The following is a 14,941-nucleotide window of genomic DNA, read 5'->3' as shown; positions in this document are numbered from 1 at the left end:
GGCGGTCCCGGGCGGTCCCGGGTGGTCCCGGGCGGGCCGTGGGGAATCCCGGCGGACCTGCCGTGGGGAACCCCCGCTGACCCGCCGTCGGGAACCCCCGCAGACCTCCCCGCCGCTTCCCTACGGCCTCCCACCCGGCTGGACCGGCAGCGCCGTGAGGCGCCGGTGCAGATAGCCCCCGCTCCAGGTCAGCCCCGTCAGCGGCACCGCGGGGGTCAGCCGGGGCCAGCGGGTGAGGATGCCGGTCAGGGCCACCGTCAGTTCCAGTCGGGCCAGCGCTGAACCGGGGCAGTAGTGCGGGCCTAGGCCGAAGGTGAGGTGGCGGCTCGCGGAGCGGCGGGCGGGGTCCAGGGTCTCCGGGTCGGCGTGGCAGCGGGGGTCGTGGTTGGCCGAGGCGACCGAGAGCAGGACGCCGCTGCCAGCGGGGACGACGGTGTCGCCGAAGCGGATGTCGTCCAGCGCCAGCCGCTTGGTGGCGAAGGGGCCCGGGGTGTCCCAGCGCAGGAACTCGTCGACGGCACGCGGTATCCGGTCCGGCCGGTCCCGCAACTCCTGCTGGACCTCAGGGTGTTCGAGCAGCGCGACCACGCTCATGCCGATCGCCTGCACCGTGCTGTCGTAGCCCGCGAGCAGCAGCATGGCCAGCAGGGACGCCACCTCGTCCTCGCCGGCGCCGCCCCGTGCGTGCCACTCGGCCAGGGTGCGGGAGACGAGGTCGTCGCCGGGTTCGGCGGCACGGCGGGCCATCTCCGCGCGGACGAAGGCGTCGATGCGGGCGACGCTCTCCTCGATGTCGCGCGGTGTGCAGCCCGCCTTGTCGGCGAGGCGGGCCACCGGCGCGTACAGCGCGGCGCGTTCCTCCTCGCGCACAGCGAACAGTTCGCACAGGGACAGGAACGCGAGGGGCCGGGCGAAGGCGTCCATCAGCTCGACGGGGCCGCCGTCCCGGGCCGCCTCGGCGGCGTCGAGGAGGTCGGCGGCGGCCCGTTCGATGCGTTCCCGGTGTTCCGCCACCCGGGCCGGGGTCAGGGCGGGGGTGGCCAGGCGCCGGATGCGAGTGTGGTCGGGCGGGTCGTAGTTGACCAGGGTCACATCGAGGGCGCGCCGCTTTCGTGTGGGGTCGGGTGTCCGGCCGCCGCTCAGGGAGAGGCGCGGGTCCATGAAGCCGGCGCGGACGTCCTCCGCGCGGGTGACCAGCCAGGCGGGGCGGCCCGCGGGGGTCTGGACCCGGGCCACCGGGCAGGTCTCGCGGAGCCGGGCCAGTGTCGGGCCCGGCCGGGCGACGAACGCGGCGCCCAGCGGCTGCGGCAGCCGCGTCGGGGCGGGTGCGGTCCCGGCCGGGGCGGTGGGTTCGGTGTCCATGCGCGGGCGTCCTCTCGCGGCGGCGGAGTGTGCGCCGGTCAGCGTAGGAGGGGCCGGTTGCCGGGGAGTTCGCCCGCGGTGGGTTTTCGGTATGCCGCCGTCGGCGGCCGGGTCCGTGCGCGCTCCGCCCACCTGGGGGGTTCACCGGTGGTCAACCCGGGGCGAACCGGTGCCGAACCCCGTGCTCCTAGCGTCCTGCCGGTCGGCGCAGTGCCGTCACCCGTTGTCCCGATCGCCCGTCTCAGGGAGGACCAGCATGGCCGAGAACATCGAGCCCACCGAGGAGACCACCGAGACCCCCGCGGAGGAGACCCCCGAGGTCGTCGCGCACGCCGTGGACCACGTCGGCTGGTGCGGCGTGCACCAGGAGTCGGTCGACGAGCCGGAGGTGGTCGCCCACTCCGAGGAGGGCGAGGACACCCCGTGGTGCGGCGTGCACCAGGAGCACAGCCTCTGATCGGTACCACCACGCCTGGTCCCCTCAGCGGGCCGTTCTCCCCGGTCGCGGCGTACGGATCGATCCGCCGCGACCGGGGCACCCGCGCTCCCGTTCCGCCCTCGCTCCCACCCCCTCGCGCCGTCGCCCCGACCCGGAGGTTGCCGTGTCCGGTACGCAGTCCGTCACCATCCCCGCCGCCGGGGCCCGACTGATCCGCGCCGAGCGGGGGTGGTGGTTCCTGGGCGGCGGCGGATACGCGCTGATGCGGCCGGGCCAGGTGGAGCCGGACGGCACACTGCGGCCGTCCGCGGAACGCTATCTGCGCAACGCGGGCCTGTACGACGTACGGCCCTACACCTCGTACTCGCTGACCGTGCTCACCAGCACCGACTGCAATCTGGGGTGCGGGTACTGCTTCCAAAACACCGCGCAGGACCCGCGTGGCGGGAACCGGCCGCCGCGCATCCAGCATGCCCGGCTCACCCCGGAGGCCGTGGGGCAGGTGGTGGACTTCACCCGGGAGCGGATGCGGGCGGCGGAGGTGGACCGGCTGTCGCTGCTGCTGTTCGGCGGCGAGCCGCTGCTGAATCCGCGCGGCTGCCGTGACCTGCTGACCCGGGCCGGGGAACTGGGCGCGCTCACCGCGTCGATGACCTCCAACGGCACCCTGCTCACCCCGCTGATCGCCAAGGAACTCAACGCCGCGGGCCTCGGCTCGGTGCAGGTGACCTTCGACGGAGACCGGGCCGAGCACGACACCATCCGCATCCGGCGCTCCGGCGGCGGCACCTTCGATGTCATCGTGTCCAACATCGCGCGGGCCATCGAGACGACGTCCCTGCGCTGGATGCTGCGGGTCAATGTCTCGCACCACAACCAGCACGGCATGGACGAGCTGGTGGAGCGGCTCGGCAAGCGGCTCGACCCGGCCCGCTGCGGCATCCACTTCGCCCGGGTCGGTGACGTCGGCGTCGGCTACGCCAACAACCTGCTGCACGAGGACGGCCTGGTCACGGACTTCGTGCGCTGGCACGCCCGCGCCCTGGAGCTGGGCTTCTCGGTGTCGCGCCCGCGCGCCCACATGCCCTGCCAGGCGTGCTCCTTCGCCGACGGCCGCTACGGGGCGGTCGTCAACGCCGACGGCGTCCTGGCCAGTTGCTGGGAGACCGCCGGGAAGCCGGGCATGGAGGTCGGAAGCCTCACCGAGGGCTATCTCCCGGCGGAGCGGACCGAGGGCCGCTGGGTCAGCTGCCACGACCACTACCAGTACGACGAGGAGGCCGCCGTCCGCGCCTCGTTCCAGGACCGGGTGGACGCCGGGGTGCTGGACTGCCTGGCCACCGCCGGACGGCTGTGATGAAGGGCACCGGCGTCCTGCGCGCCAACGCCGACTTCCGCCGCTACTGGCTCAGCACCAGCCTGTCCACGCTCGGCAGTCAGCTGTCGCTGCTGGCGTTCCCGCTGCTGGTGCTGTCCATCGGGGGCAGCGCGGCGCAGGCGGGTGTGGTCGCCACCTGCTCGCTGGTGACCCGTACGGTGCTGCGACTGCCCGCAGGGCATCTCGCGGACCGCCTGGACCGGCGGCTGATCATGGTCGGCTGCGATCTGGTCCGGCTGGTGGCGCTGGCCAGCATCCCGCTCGTGGCGGGGCTCGGCCAGCTCGGTCAGGCGCAGTTGCTGCTGGTGGCCGTGGTGGAGGGCGCGGCCAGCGCGCTGTTCGCGCCGGCGGCCACCATCGCGGTGCGGGACGTGGTGCCGGAGCGGGATCTCACCGAGGCGCTGAGCCGCAGCCAGGCCGCCGTGGCGTCGACCTCACTGATCGGTCCCTTCCTGGGCGGCTGGCTGTTCACGGTGGACCCGATCCTGCCGTTCGCGGTCGACGCGGGCTCCTACGCGGTGTCCGCGCTGCTCCTGCTGCGGATCGCGACCCGGCCCGCCCCGGAGACCGCGGGCGCCGAACGCGACAACCGGCTGACCGCGGGACTGCGCTGGCTCACCCGGCAGCGCGCCCTGCTGGCGGCCATGTTCTTCGCCGCGGGCATCAACGTGGTGTCCGCCGCCGCCCAGACGACGATGGTGGTCTCGCTGCGTCAGAGCGGCGCGGGCGGCACGGCCATCGGCGCGGTGATGGCGTGCGCGGGCATCGGCGCGCTGCTCGGCGCCGCCGTCGCCGCGCGGCTGATCAAGGCGATCCCGGCGTCCCGGCTGTTCCTGCTGATCGGGACGGTGTGGGCGCTGGGGCTCGCCGTGTTCTCCACCACGTCCGACCCGTGGACGATCGGTCCGGTCCTGGTCGTCGTGGTGTTCTTCAGCCCTCCGGCGGGCATCGTGGTGTCCCGCGCGGTGCTGGTGCTGGCGCCCCGTGACCTGCTGGGCCGGGTCAGTACCGCGACCGGGCTGATGATGGCGGGTCTCGCCTCGCTCGGGCCGGTCCTGGCCGGTCTGTTCGTCGACTCCCTGGGCTCCAGCACCACCTGGCTGGCGCTGGCCGGGACGGCGGCGGTGGTGACGGTGCTGTCGGCGGTGCCGCTGCTGCGGGAGACGTCCCTCGACACGGACACGGGCACAGACACCAAGGCGGACACGGAGACGAAGGCCGACACGGACGACGGCGACGCCCCGGCGGGCCTGGTCCCCGCGCCCGGCAAGAAGACCGGCGGCACCTGACCGCGCACGCCGTCGTCCGCACGCCACCGTCCGCACGCCGCCGTCCCACTCCCCGTCCCCCGGACGTGTCCGTCTCCTGGAGCGCCGCATGACGATGTCCCCGCCCCGCGACACCCGGCCCCGCCCGGACGCGCCTCCACCGGCCCCCCGCAGCGGGCCGGTGGAGCACCTCCACGGACAGCAGGTGGCGGACCCGTACCGCTGGCTGGAGGACGCGCGCGACCCCGGCACCGTCCGGTGGAGCGCGGCGCAGGACGTGCTGTACGGGCGGGAGCGGGAGCGCTGGCCGCACCGGGAGGCGCTGGTGGCGCGGATGACGGCACTGCTGGCGGGCGGCGCCGCCGCGGTGCCGGTGCCGCGCGGACGGCGGGAGTTCCAGCTGCGCCGGGACCCGGGGCAGGATCTCGCGGTGCTCACGGTGCGGGAGGACGGGCGGGTCAGGGTGCTGTGCGACCCTCGCGCGAGCGACCCGTCCGGCGGGACGGTGATCGACGCGTTCGAACCGTCCTGGGAGGGCGATCTGGTCGCCGTCCAGATGTCCTCGGGCGGCACCGAGCAGTCCGTACTGCGGGTCCTCGACACCGCGACCGGCGCGGTCGTGGACGGTCCCGTGGACCGGGTGCGCCGCTCGCCGGTGGCCTGGCTGCCCGGCGGCCGGCACTTCTACTACGTACGGCACCTGCCGGGGAGCCGGCACCGTCGGGTGTGGCTGCACGAGGTGGGCGCCCCGGCCGACGCCGACGCGGAGATCTTCGGCGCCGGGCGGGCGGAGACCCAGTACTACACGGTGGCGACCGCGTGCGACGGCGGGCTGCTGGTCGTCGGCGCCAGTGAGGGCACCGCGCCCCGCACCGACCTGTGGACCGCCGACCTGACGGTGGAGCCGCCCGCGCGGCCCCGGCTGCGGCCGTTCCAGCAGGGCGCCGACGCCCGTACCGTGCTCCGGCCACGGCCGGGCGGCGGTCCGCTGCTGCTCAGGACGACGGCCGGGGCCGCGCGCGGCCGGATCGCCGCCGCCCCCCGCGACGGCGCCGCGACCCCGCCCGACCGGTGGCGGCCCCTGGTCGGGGAGCAGCCGGACACGGTGCTGGAGGACTTCGCGGTCCTCGACGGCCCGGCGCTGGACCGTCCGCTGCTGCTGGTCGCCCGGACCCGCCACGCCGTCGCCGAACTCACCCTGCACGACGCCCGGACCGGTGCCCCGGCGGGAACCGTGCCGCTGCCCGGCCAGGGCACCGTGACCGGTCTGACGGTCCGTCCGGAGCCGGGTCACGAGGCGTGGCTCGCCTACACCGACCACCTCACCCGGACCGTCGTCCTGCACTACGACGCCGTCACCGGCCGCCTGGCCACCTGGCCCGGCGGACCGCCCGCCGTGGCGTACACCGAGGGCGTGCACGTCACCCAGGAGGTGCTGCGGTCCCGGGACGGCACCGAGGTGCGGATGTTCGTGCTCTCCCCCACCGGCCGCCCCGACCGGCCCCGGCCCACCGTACTCACCGGCTACGGCGGCTTCGGCGCGTCGATGACGCCCGGCTTCACCCCGCAGGCGGTGCCCTGGGTCCGGGCGGGCGGTGTCTACGCGGTGGCCTGTGTGCGCGGCGGCGGCGAGGAGGGCGCCGCCTGGCACCTGGCCGGGCGCCGGGAGCACAAGCACAACACCTTCGACGACTTCGACGCCGCCGCCGACCACCTGCTCGCCCGGCGCTGGACCGCACCGGGCGCGCTCGGCGTCCTCGGCAGCTCCAACGGCGGCCTGCTCGCCGGTGCCGCGCTGACCCGGCGGCCGGAGACCTACGCGGCCGTCGTGTGCGCGGCACCGCTGCTGGACATGGTCCGCTACGAACGCTCCGGGATGGGACCGAGCTGGCGCGACGAGTACGGCAGCGCCGAGGACCCCGACGCGTTCGCGCGGCTGCTGTCCTACTCCCCGTACCACCAGGTCCGCGCGGGGCGGCGCTACCCCGCCGTGCTGCTGGCCGTCTTCGACGGCGACACCCGGGTCGACCCGGCCCACGCCCGGAAGATGTGCGCGGCCCTCCAGTGGGCCGACCCAGCGGGCGGACCGACCGTGCTGCGCACCGAGTACGGCGTCGGCCACGGCACCCGGGGGGTGTCCCGCAGCGCCGGGCTGTACGCGGACGTCATGGCGTTCTTCGGCCACCATCTGGGGCTCGATCTGAGGAGCGGCCTGCGATGAACGTGCTGCTGTGCCCGCTGAGCGACCCGGGGTACCTGTATCCGGCGCTGGCGGTCGGGCGGGAGCTGCGCCGCCGCGCCCACCAGGTCGACGTCCTCGCGGCGGCGAGGGCCGCGCCGGTGGTCCGGGAGGCGGGCCTCGCGCTGTCCGCCGTCGAGGACGGCACGGCGCTGTCGGTGGGCCACTGGACGGTGCGCGGTCCTGAGCAGTACACGCGGGTGCGGCAGGCGATCCGGCGGCTGCGGCCCGATGTCCTGGTGACCTCCGTGCTCTGCCACGGGGCGCTGCTGGCCGCCGAGACGGCGGATCTGCCGGTGGTGGTGCTGGGGCTGACGGCCCATCTGTGGCCGTACCGCGCCGGGGCCCAGCCGGAGGACGCGCACGACCGTTCGTGGCGGCTGGCCGCGACGCTGGAGCACTACCGCGCGCTGCGGGAGACGGCCGGGCTGCCGCAGCGGCGCGACCGGTACCCCGACACACCGCTGCTCGGCACCGCGTTCCTGCTGCGCGGGCATCCGGTGCTGGAGGTGCCGGACGCCGAACTGCCCGCGCCGGTACGACATGTCGGCCCCTGCTGGTGGGAGCCGGAGCCCGAGCCGGACGCCGTGCCGCCCCCGGCGGAGGGAGCGCCGTCGGTGTACGTGCATCTCGGCCGTACGTTCGGCGGCACCAGTCTGTGGCCACGGCTCAACGCCGCCTTCACCTGGGGCACGCACCGGGCGGTGGTGGAGCTGGGCCGGTCGGGTCCGTCCGAGGCCGAGCCCCACGCCGCCCTGGTGACCGGGCGCCGCCCGTGGATGGCGCCGCTGGTGGAGCGGGCCGACCTGGTGCTCACCAACGCCACGTCCGCTCCGGTGCTGGGCGCGCTGCTGCACGGCAAGCCGCTGCTGGTCGCCCCCAACGGCTCTGAGCAGCAGGTGCTCGCCACGGCGTGTCTGCGGGCCGGGGTCGCCCGGACCTTCCCGGCGGACGGCTCGCGCGCCGCCGTGCTGCGGGAGGCGGTCGCCGACGCCGCCCGGGATCCGGGGCTGCGGGCCCGTGCGGTGGCGGTGGGAGGGCTGCTGGCGGGGAGCAAGAGCGAGTCGCGTGCGGCGGACGCGGTGGAGTCGGCGGCGCGGTGAATCGGGCCGACTGACCTCGACCCACTGACCAAGGCCCCCGGGAGCGGCGTCCCGGGGGCCTTCCTCTCGCCTGGCTCCCGCGTCTCACCCCTGGGACGGCGCCCGGTGGGTCTCCTCGTCGAGCAGGACGTCCCGCAGCGCGGCGACGAGTTCCAGGCTGCGGGCCCGGACCGCCGCCGACGGCTCCTCGCGGCGGCGTTCGGTGACGACGGCGAGGGCCGCCGCCGCCTGCCGGGCGAACAGGGCGAGCAGGTCGAGCTCGGAGAGGCTGGAGCGGGACTGGGCGACGGGGTCGAGGACCTCCAGCACGCCGAGGACCCGGTCGCGGTGGGCGAGCGGGGCCGCCATGAGCGCGTCCGGCACGTACCCGGTGGACTCGGCGACGTCCCGGGCGAACATGCCCTGCTCCCTGAGGTCGTCCGCGACCATCGGTTCCCCGGAGACCAGCACCCACCCGGCGAGTCCCTTGCCGGCCGGGAACCGGGACCCCACGAGGGACTCCTCCCCCTCCCCGGACACCGCTTGGAAGACCAGTTCCCCGGCGTCCTGGTCGTGGAGCAGCACGGAACTCGCCGCCGCGCCGAAGATGGCGCGTGCCGTCTCCACGACGGACTGGAGCAGGTCGTGCTCGGCGCTGCCGCCCCGGGTGCCGGGGCCCGTGTCTGCGGCGGGGACGAGGCCGTGGGACTGGGTCATGATGCACCTCGGGTTCCTGTGGCGCCGATGCGGACGTTCGCCGCGGAGAGATACAGCGCGTGCTTGATCTGGAACGGTGTGAGCCTGGGGCGGCTGCCGAGCAGCCGTGCGCACAGGCCGCTGACGAACGGTGTGGCGAAGCTGTTGCCGGTGGTCCGGATGGTCCTGCCGCCCGTCCAGGCGACCTGGACGTTCTGTCCGGGCGCGAAGAACTCCACGGGGGGCCGGGGGTTGTAGAGAAACAGGGCGGGGTCGTCCTCGCGGTGCGTACCGACCGAGACGACCGACGAGAACCGCCACGGGAAGCTCTCCACGGGTGTGTTGTGCGCCGAGGCCACCAGGGTGGTGCCGGTGAAGAACGCCTGGTCGGCCAGGGCGCGCAGGGCGTCGAGGAACTGCGGGCGGGTGGTGGAGAGACTGAGGTTGACGACGTCGAAGCCCTGGTCGACGGCCCAGCGCAACCCGGTGAGCAGGGCGTCGCCGCTTCCGGTGAAGCCCTCGCCGAGCACCCGGACGCTGTACAGGTCGCAGCCCGGTGCCACGCGCCGGACGATCCCGGCGCAGGCGGTGCCGTGGCCGCAGCCGTCGCCGGTGCCATCGGGGAGCGGGCCGCTGTCGGCGACGTACAGGGTCCCGTCGTCGGCGGGCCGCACCTCGTAGGAGCCCTGGACCGGGCCGACCACGGGGTGGCCGTGTTCCACGCCGGTGTCGACCACGCAGACCCGGACGCCGGTGCCGTCGGACCATGCCCAGGGGTCGGCGGGCAGGTCGGGCACGGTGTCGGCGTCGTGCGTGAGATCCGCGGGGGTGCCCTCGCGCAGGCTCCAGGTGAGTCCCGCCGTGGCGCCTTTCATCCGGTCCTGCCTTCCCGCGTCCGCTCGGCGGCGTCGCTGTCGTCGGCGAGCGCCGCCGCGCGGTCGGTGCCCGGCCGGTGTCCTTTGGCGGCGAAGCAGCGCTGTGCCGCGCGGGCCGCGCGCGCCGCTTCGCCGGGCAGGTCCAGGGCGCGCAGGGTGAGGGCGAGATCGAGGGCCGCGGTGCCACGGACGAGGGGCGAGTCCGTGCCGTCGGCGGCGGCGGACGCCCGGTCGGCACAGGCCCGTGCCGTGTCGGGCCGTCCGATCAGGGCGTGGGCGCGGGCGCGCAGCCCGTCCGCGTCGGCGGACTCGGCGGGGCCCAGTGCGGTGTCGCGCGGGTCGGGCAGGGCGAGCGCCTCGGCCGGTTCGCCCCGGTCCAGGAGGAGGCGGGCCCGTTCGCGGGCGATGCCGGGGAGCGCTCCGGTGGCGCCGAGCGCGTGGCCCGCGCGGGCGGCCTCGTCCAGCAGGTCGAGGGCGCGGTCCGGTGTCCCGGTGAGGGACGCGACCTCGGCGGCGAACAGCGGGACGAACAGGGCGCTCTCCGCGTAGCCGAGGCTGCGGGCGAGCCGTGCGGCCTCCGTGAGGCGTGCGTGTGCCTCGTCGTGGCGGCCGTGCAGGGCGAGCAGGACGGCCAGCGGGCAGCCCAGTGTGGCCCGTACGGTGGGCCGTCCGGCGCCGTGGTCGGTGAGGAGTTGCTCGCAGCGGGCGAGTGCCTCGCCGACGGGGGTGGGTCCGCGCCACAGGGAGATGCCCGCGGCGCCGAGCGCGAGGGCCCGTTCGGGTTCGGCCTCGGCGCGGTCGGCGTGGTGCAGGGCCCGGCGCAGCAGGGTCCCGGCCTCGCCGTGCCGGCCGCGCCGCTGGCGGTCCTGGGCGATCCGGACGCAGGCGCGGGCGATGCCCTGGTCGTCGTGGGCCGCGGTGAACAGCGGGAGGGCGGTCTCGGCGACAGCGGCGACGTCGCCGTGCCGGGGGTCGAGGGCGGTGAGGGCGAGTTGGGCGTGGGCGGCGCCGAGGTGGTCGCCGGTCCGTGCCGCCGTGTCGCGGGCGTCGGCGAGGAGGTCGCGTCCGCGCTGGGGTTCGCCGCGGGCGACCTTGGTCTCGCCGAGGCGGCGGGCGGCCTCCACGGCGGCGGGTTCGCCGGGCGCGGCCAGGGCGAGGGCCTGGGTGAGCAGATCGTCGGCCCAGGGCAGGTCGGAGCGGGCCAGGGCGGCGGTGCCGGCCCGGGTGAGGAGGAGGGCGGCGCGGGCGCGCAGCGCGTCGGTGTCCTCGTCGCGCAGGCCCAGTTCGGCACGGAGCCCGTGGGCGCGGGCGAGGTGGGTGCCGACGGCGGCGTCGTTCGCGGTGTGCCGGGCGAGGACCTCGGCGGCGCGCTGATGGCGCCGGGCACGGACCTTCTTGGCCATCCCCCGGTAGGCGGTCTCCTGCACCAGCGCGCTGCCGAACCGGAAGACGGCGCTGGCGCCCAGGGTGCGGCCCCCGGCCTCGATGAGCCGTCGCCGGGCGAGCCCGCGCAGCAGTCCGGCGGAGGCTCCGGCGCCGTCCGCGGCCGGGGCGTGTGACGCGGGGTCGGCGGCCTCCCCGGTGGTGGCGAGTCCGGCGAGGTCGGCGCGGTGGAACTCGCGTCCCAGGACCGCGGCCAGTTGCAGCAGGGTGCGTTCCCGGGGCGGGAGCGCGTCGATGCGGGCGCCGAGCAGGGCGTGCACGGTGGGCGGCAGGTCGTCGCCCTCGGCGGCCATCGCCGTCAGATGTTCCAGGAACAGCGGATTGCCCTCGGCCCGGTCCAGCACCCCGTCGAGCACGTCCTCTCGGTGGGCGGTCACCTCGACCAGTTCACCGGCCAGCGCGGCGGACTCCGCGCGGGACAGCGGTGCCAGCATCAGGGACGCGGAGCGCATCCGTCCGCTGCCCCAGCCGGGGCGGCTCTCCAGGAGTTCGGGGCGGGCGGCGCACACCAGGGCGACGGGTGAGCGGTCGAGTTCGTCCAGCAGCCGCGCCACCATGTCGAGCAGTGGTTCGGCGGCCCAGTGGCAGTCGTCCAGGACGAGGACGAGGGGCCGCTCGCGGGACAGCCCGTCCAGGAGACCGGCCAGGGCCATGACGGTGTCGTCGGTGGAGGGGCTGGGGGTGCCGTCCTTGAGGAGCCCCGCCCGCAGCAGACGCAGCGCCTGCCGTGCCTCGGTCCGTTCGGGCTCCGGCAGCGCGTCGAGCCCGGCGTCCGCCCCGACGGCGGCCAGCACATGGCGTACCGCCTCGGCGAGCGGTGCGAGGGTGCCGCTCTCGCCGTAGGGACGGCAGCGGCCCTCGCCGTACGCCGGGCAGTCCCGCAGCCATTCGCGCAGCAGCCGGGTCTTGCCGAGTCCGGCCTCGCCGTAGACGGTGACCAGGTGTGAGGCGGGGTCGGCGGCCAGTTTGCGGGTCAGCAGCCGTAGTTCGGCCAGTTCGGGGCCGCGGCCGATGAAGGGGGTGTCGAAGCGGCGGACCCGCTCGGGGTCGTCCTCGTGCAGGGCGACCAGGCGGCGGGCGGGCAGCGGCGCCTGGACGCCCTTGAGGGACAGGGCACCGGCGGGCTCGGTGACGACGGACGGACCGGCGGCGTCCACGGTGGCCGGTCCGGCGAGCACCTCACCGGCGCCCGCGTGCTGCTCCAGGCGGGCGGCGATGTTGACGACCTCGCCGGAGACCAGGGTCTGGCGGGCGGCCGGGTCGACGGCGGCGACGACCTCGCCGGTGTTCACCCCGATGCGGACGGCCAGCCGGACGCCGTGCTCCCGTTCCAGGTCGGTGTTGAGGCCGTCGAGGGCGGTCAGCATCCCGTGGGCGGCGGCCAGGGCCCGGCGGGCGTCGTCCTCGTGCCGGGCGGGGATGCCGAACACCGCCATCACGGCGTCGCCGATGAACTTCTCGACGGTGCCGCCGTGTTCCTCGATCCGGGCCCGCATCAGCGCGAAGTAGCGCAGGGTGACCGTGCGCAGGGTCTCGGGGTCGAGTCTGCCGGACAGGGCGGTGGAGCCGACCAGGTCGCAGAACAGGACGGTGACGACCCGGCGTTCCTCGGTCGCGGCGGTGTCGGCGGCGGGTACGCAGGCGGTGCCGCAGCGGGGGCAGAAGGCCGAGCCGTCGGGGGGCGGATCGGGGCACCGGGGGCACCTCACCGGTGCGGGCGCGGACATCAGAACAGCGCTCCGCCCGCGATCTCGCTGTGCGCCTGCACCTCGGGTTCGGCCGCGTCCAGCCGTTCCTTCAGGCCGAGCAGCAGGGTCAGCTCCTCGCCGCTGAGGGCGTGCAGCACCTCCCGCTGCTCGGGGGACAGGCTGTGCAGCGGGAACCCGGCGTCCTCCAGGGCGCGCAGGGGGTCGTGGCCGTGCGGGTGGTCATTCATCGGGGCTCTCCTGACGGGCTGTGCGGTGCGGCGGGTGCCTCGGCGATGCGGTCGAACAGTTCGGCGAGCGCGGCGACGGTGTAGAGCGCGCTGACGGAGACCGCCGTGCGCTGGGCGTCGTCCAGCGGCAGTTCGTCCAGCAGCCGGTCGAGGTCCCCGCTGTGGCCGCCGTCGAGACCGGCGTGCAGGCGCACGGTGTCGAAGGCGGTGCGCGGCAGTCCGGTCTCGTGTGCCAGCCGGTCGGCGAGCCCCGGTGCGGGGGCGTTGCCCTCCAGCACGGCGATATAGCCCAGCAGGGCCACCGGGTGGCCGTGCTCGATCCAGTAGTACTGGGCCCCCACCAGCGCGGCGACATGCGCCGGAGGGCCGGGGCGGGTCAGTTCGCCGGGCGGCATCCCCGTCACGGCGGCGTCGGCGAGCAGCCAGTCGTCGTGCCCGCGCTCCTCCTCGGCGTGGGCGCGCAGATAGCGGGCGAGGGGGACGGCCACGGGGTCGCCGGGCAGGGCCTCGCACCGCTGCGCGGCCCGTTCCATCAGCGGCACGGAGGCCCGGATCACCTGGTGCATGGTGCGCAGATAGCGCCGGTAGCGGTCGCTGAGCCCGCTGTCCGAGCGCCACATGCCCGCCGCGGCGCCCCACAGCACGGGCTGGACGAGGGAGAGTTCGAGCCGCAGTCCGGCGGCGGCCGAGGAGGTCACGCGCATACCTCTTCCCCGCCGTCCCCGTCCCCGTCCCCGTCCCGGGGGCGTCCGAGCAGCACCAAGGGCGCGTGGCGCGCGCTGCCGTAGCGCTGGACGAGGGCTTCGGCGCCCGCCTCCCGCTGGAGCCGGGCAGCGAGCGCGTCGACGGCACCGGCCGCGGGCCGTTCCCCGTCGCGCCGGGCCGCCGCCAGTGCCGCGGGGCGCCGGGCGAGGTGACGGCAGTCGGCGCAGGAGCCGACACCGGCGGTACGGATGGTGCGCAGCACCGGCGACTCGTGGCAGCGGCGCCGGATCGAGGGCCAGTCGTCCGCGGCGATGTGTCCGAGGCGCAGATGGTCCGGGACGGGGCGGGCGTCGACCACACGCTGGTTGCAGCAGGCGACGACGGTCCCGTCGAAGGCGACGACGGGCCAGGCGGCCATCGCACAGGGGGTCGGGCGTCCTTGGCCGCCGCTCCCTTCGCCACCGCTCCCTTCGCCGCCGTTTCCTTCGCCGCCGTTTCCTTCGCCGCCGTTTCCTCGCAGAGCGGTCCGCGCGCCCGCCCACCCCGCCGCGCGGCCCACCGGGCGGACATGGTTGACCAACATGGCCGCCTGGTCCCGGAATTCGGTCCGAATGGCGCCGGTGACGTCCTCGATATACGGATCGCCGGGCGTATCACCGACGACATGAAAACTCACGTCGATTCCGCTGTCCATGATGCGATGAACCGCGCGAAACGTCGCGGCGCGCGGAACTTCCCGCTCGTGGAAGGCGTCGATACTCGCGGAGAAATGGTCGACGTTCCGCAGCGCCCGCATGATCTGCGGGGGCACCTCTCCGCCTCGGGCGAAGAACATGCCGCTCAGCACCGAGGTCCGAGTGCCCGCCGCGCGGGCGAGCCCGGCCAGCTCCCCGGTCAGGGCCGGCCGCAGCAACGGTTCACCGCCGGTGAGCATGAGGACGTCGGGGCGGTCCCGGCCGGTGAAGCCCGCGATGAAACGGCGCAGGTCCTGGGCCGGGGCGTCCTCTCCCCGGGGTCCTGACGAGGTGGAGCAGTGGGCGCAGCTGAGCGGGCAGCGTCTGGTGAGGGTGACGAACAGTCCGGCGGCCGGTACCGGCCGCAGCCCGATGATCTCCGCCAGCCTCATCTGGTCACCTCCGCCGCTCCCCGGGACATGCGGTGCCAGGCTGCGGCGCGCCGGTTCGCATGTGGTTGCCATCCGGTTGAGGATCGGTAGGGCACCGGCAGGGGACGGGCGGAAACCCCGCGGCATTCGCCACCGGCATACCGTTAGCTCACTTTCACCCGCTTTTGCGGCTTTTCTCCCGCCGGGTGCGTTGCTGCATGCATCTTGATCCATCCATGAGGCCATGGCCCCGCCCCGCACGGCTGGGCATGCTGAGCGAACTCAAAGGAATTCCGCGCGGAATCCCCTCTGGTTATCGAGAAGGCTCGCAGATTCTCCCCACCCCCCTCACGGAGGCTCTCGTGCACAGAATTCCCGCCCTTTCCCCCAACTCCGACGACACGGGCTGGGGA

The 14,941-nt window shown here is 75.3% G+C and carries 12 protein-coding genes; 5 read left to right on the top strand and 7 right to left on the bottom strand.

Annotation, left to right across the window (positions count from 1 at the left end):
- Positions 1 to 120 precede the first annotated feature (120 nt).
- Positions 121 to 1,362, bottom strand: coding sequence for a cytochrome P450 (locus tag AB0D49_RS20925; protein WP_362759250.1), 1,242 nt, complete (start codon positions 1,360 to 1,362; stop codon positions 121 to 123).
- 256 nt (positions 1,363 to 1,618) lie between these two features.
- Here AB0D49_RS20925 and AB0D49_RS20920 point away from each other — a divergent pair, with 256 nt between their 5' ends.
- The 5 genes from AB0D49_RS20920 (at position 1,619) to AB0D49_RS20900 (ending at position 7,789) form a co-directional block, all read left to right on the top strand.
- The gene (locus AB0D49_RS20920; protein ID WP_362759248.1) at positions 1,619 to 1,819 is read left to right on the top strand and encodes a hypothetical protein; all 201 of its coding nucleotides are present in this window, start codon (positions 1,619 to 1,621) and stop codon (positions 1,817 to 1,819) included.
- A 145-nt stretch (positions 1,820 to 1,964) separates the two neighbouring features.
- Positions 1,965 to 3,158 carry a radical SAM protein gene (locus AB0D49_RS20915; RefSeq protein ID WP_362759246.1) on the top strand — a complete coding sequence of 398 codons (1,194 nt, stop codon included), beginning with the start codon at positions 1,965 to 1,967 and terminating at the stop codon, positions 3,156 to 3,158.
- On the top strand, positions 3,158 to 4,468 hold the full coding sequence (locus AB0D49_RS20910) for an MFS transporter (protein ID WP_362759244.1): 1,311 nt from the start codon (positions 3,158 to 3,160) through the stop codon (positions 4,466 to 4,468). The genes AB0D49_RS20915 and AB0D49_RS20910 overlap by 1 nt, the downstream gene beginning before the upstream one ends.
- 88 nt (positions 4,469 to 4,556) lie before the next feature.
- Positions 4,557 to 6,668 carry a prolyl oligopeptidase family serine peptidase gene (locus AB0D49_RS20905; protein WP_362759242.1) on the top strand — a complete coding sequence of 704 codons (2,112 nt, stop codon included), beginning with the start codon at positions 4,557 to 4,559 and terminating at the stop codon, positions 6,666 to 6,668.
- The gene (locus AB0D49_RS20900) at positions 6,665 to 7,789 is read left to right on the top strand and encodes a glycosyltransferase (protein ID WP_362759241.1); all 1,125 of its coding nucleotides are present in this window, start codon (positions 6,665 to 6,667) and stop codon (positions 7,787 to 7,789) included. The genes AB0D49_RS20905 and AB0D49_RS20900 overlap by 4 nt, the downstream gene beginning before the upstream one ends.
- 84 nt (positions 7,790 to 7,873) lie before the next feature.
- On the opposite strand, the gene AB0D49_RS20895 is transcribed toward AB0D49_RS20900, so the two are convergent.
- The 6 genes from AB0D49_RS20895 to AB0D49_RS20870 are packed head-to-tail and all read right to left on the bottom strand — an operon-like array spanning position 7,874 to position 14,549.
- Positions 7,874 to 8,485 carry a GAF domain-containing protein gene (locus AB0D49_RS20895; RefSeq protein ID WP_362759239.1) on the bottom strand — a complete coding sequence of 204 codons (612 nt, stop codon included), beginning with the start codon at positions 8,483 to 8,485 and terminating at the stop codon, positions 7,874 to 7,876.
- Positions 8,482 to 9,339 (bottom strand): S8 family serine peptidase, encoded by an 858-nt coding sequence (locus AB0D49_RS20890; RefSeq protein WP_362759237.1) that lies wholly within the window; start codon positions 9,337 to 9,339, stop codon positions 8,482 to 8,484. Before AB0D49_RS20890 ends, AB0D49_RS20895 begins: the two co-directional genes overlap by 4 nt.
- The gene (locus AB0D49_RS20885; RefSeq protein ID WP_362759235.1) at positions 9,336 to 12,509 is read right to left on the bottom strand and encodes an adenylate/guanylate cyclase domain-containing protein; all 3,174 of its coding nucleotides are present in this window, start codon (positions 12,507 to 12,509) and stop codon (positions 9,336 to 9,338) included. Before AB0D49_RS20885 ends, AB0D49_RS20890 begins: the two co-directional genes overlap by 4 nt.
- Entirely contained in the window at positions 12,509 to 12,718 is a 210-nt protein-coding gene (locus tag AB0D49_RS20880; RefSeq protein ID WP_362759233.1) for an aroma-sacti cluster domain-containing protein, read from the bottom strand. Before AB0D49_RS20880 ends, AB0D49_RS20885 begins: the two co-directional genes overlap by 1 nt.
- Positions 12,715 to 13,422 (bottom strand): iron-containing redox enzyme family protein, encoded by a 708-nt coding sequence (locus AB0D49_RS20875; protein WP_362759231.1) that lies wholly within the window; start codon positions 13,420 to 13,422, stop codon positions 12,715 to 12,717. Before AB0D49_RS20875 ends, AB0D49_RS20880 begins: the two co-directional genes overlap by 4 nt.
- Complete coding sequence (locus tag AB0D49_RS20870; RefSeq protein WP_362759229.1) at positions 13,413 to 14,549, bottom strand: radical SAM protein; 1,137 nt, start codon at positions 14,547 to 14,549, stop codon at positions 13,413 to 13,415. Before AB0D49_RS20870 ends, AB0D49_RS20875 begins: the two co-directional genes overlap by 10 nt.
- Positions 14,550 to 14,941 lie beyond the last annotated feature (392 nt).

This window comes from Streptomyces sp. NPDC048290 (genome assembly GCF_040652095.1).
Classification (GTDB): domain Bacteria; phylum Actinomycetota; class Actinomycetes; order Streptomycetales; family Streptomycetaceae; genus Streptomyces.
The sequence above is the reverse complement of the archived record's forward strand: the minus strand, read 5'-3'. Positions and strand labels throughout refer to the sequence as shown.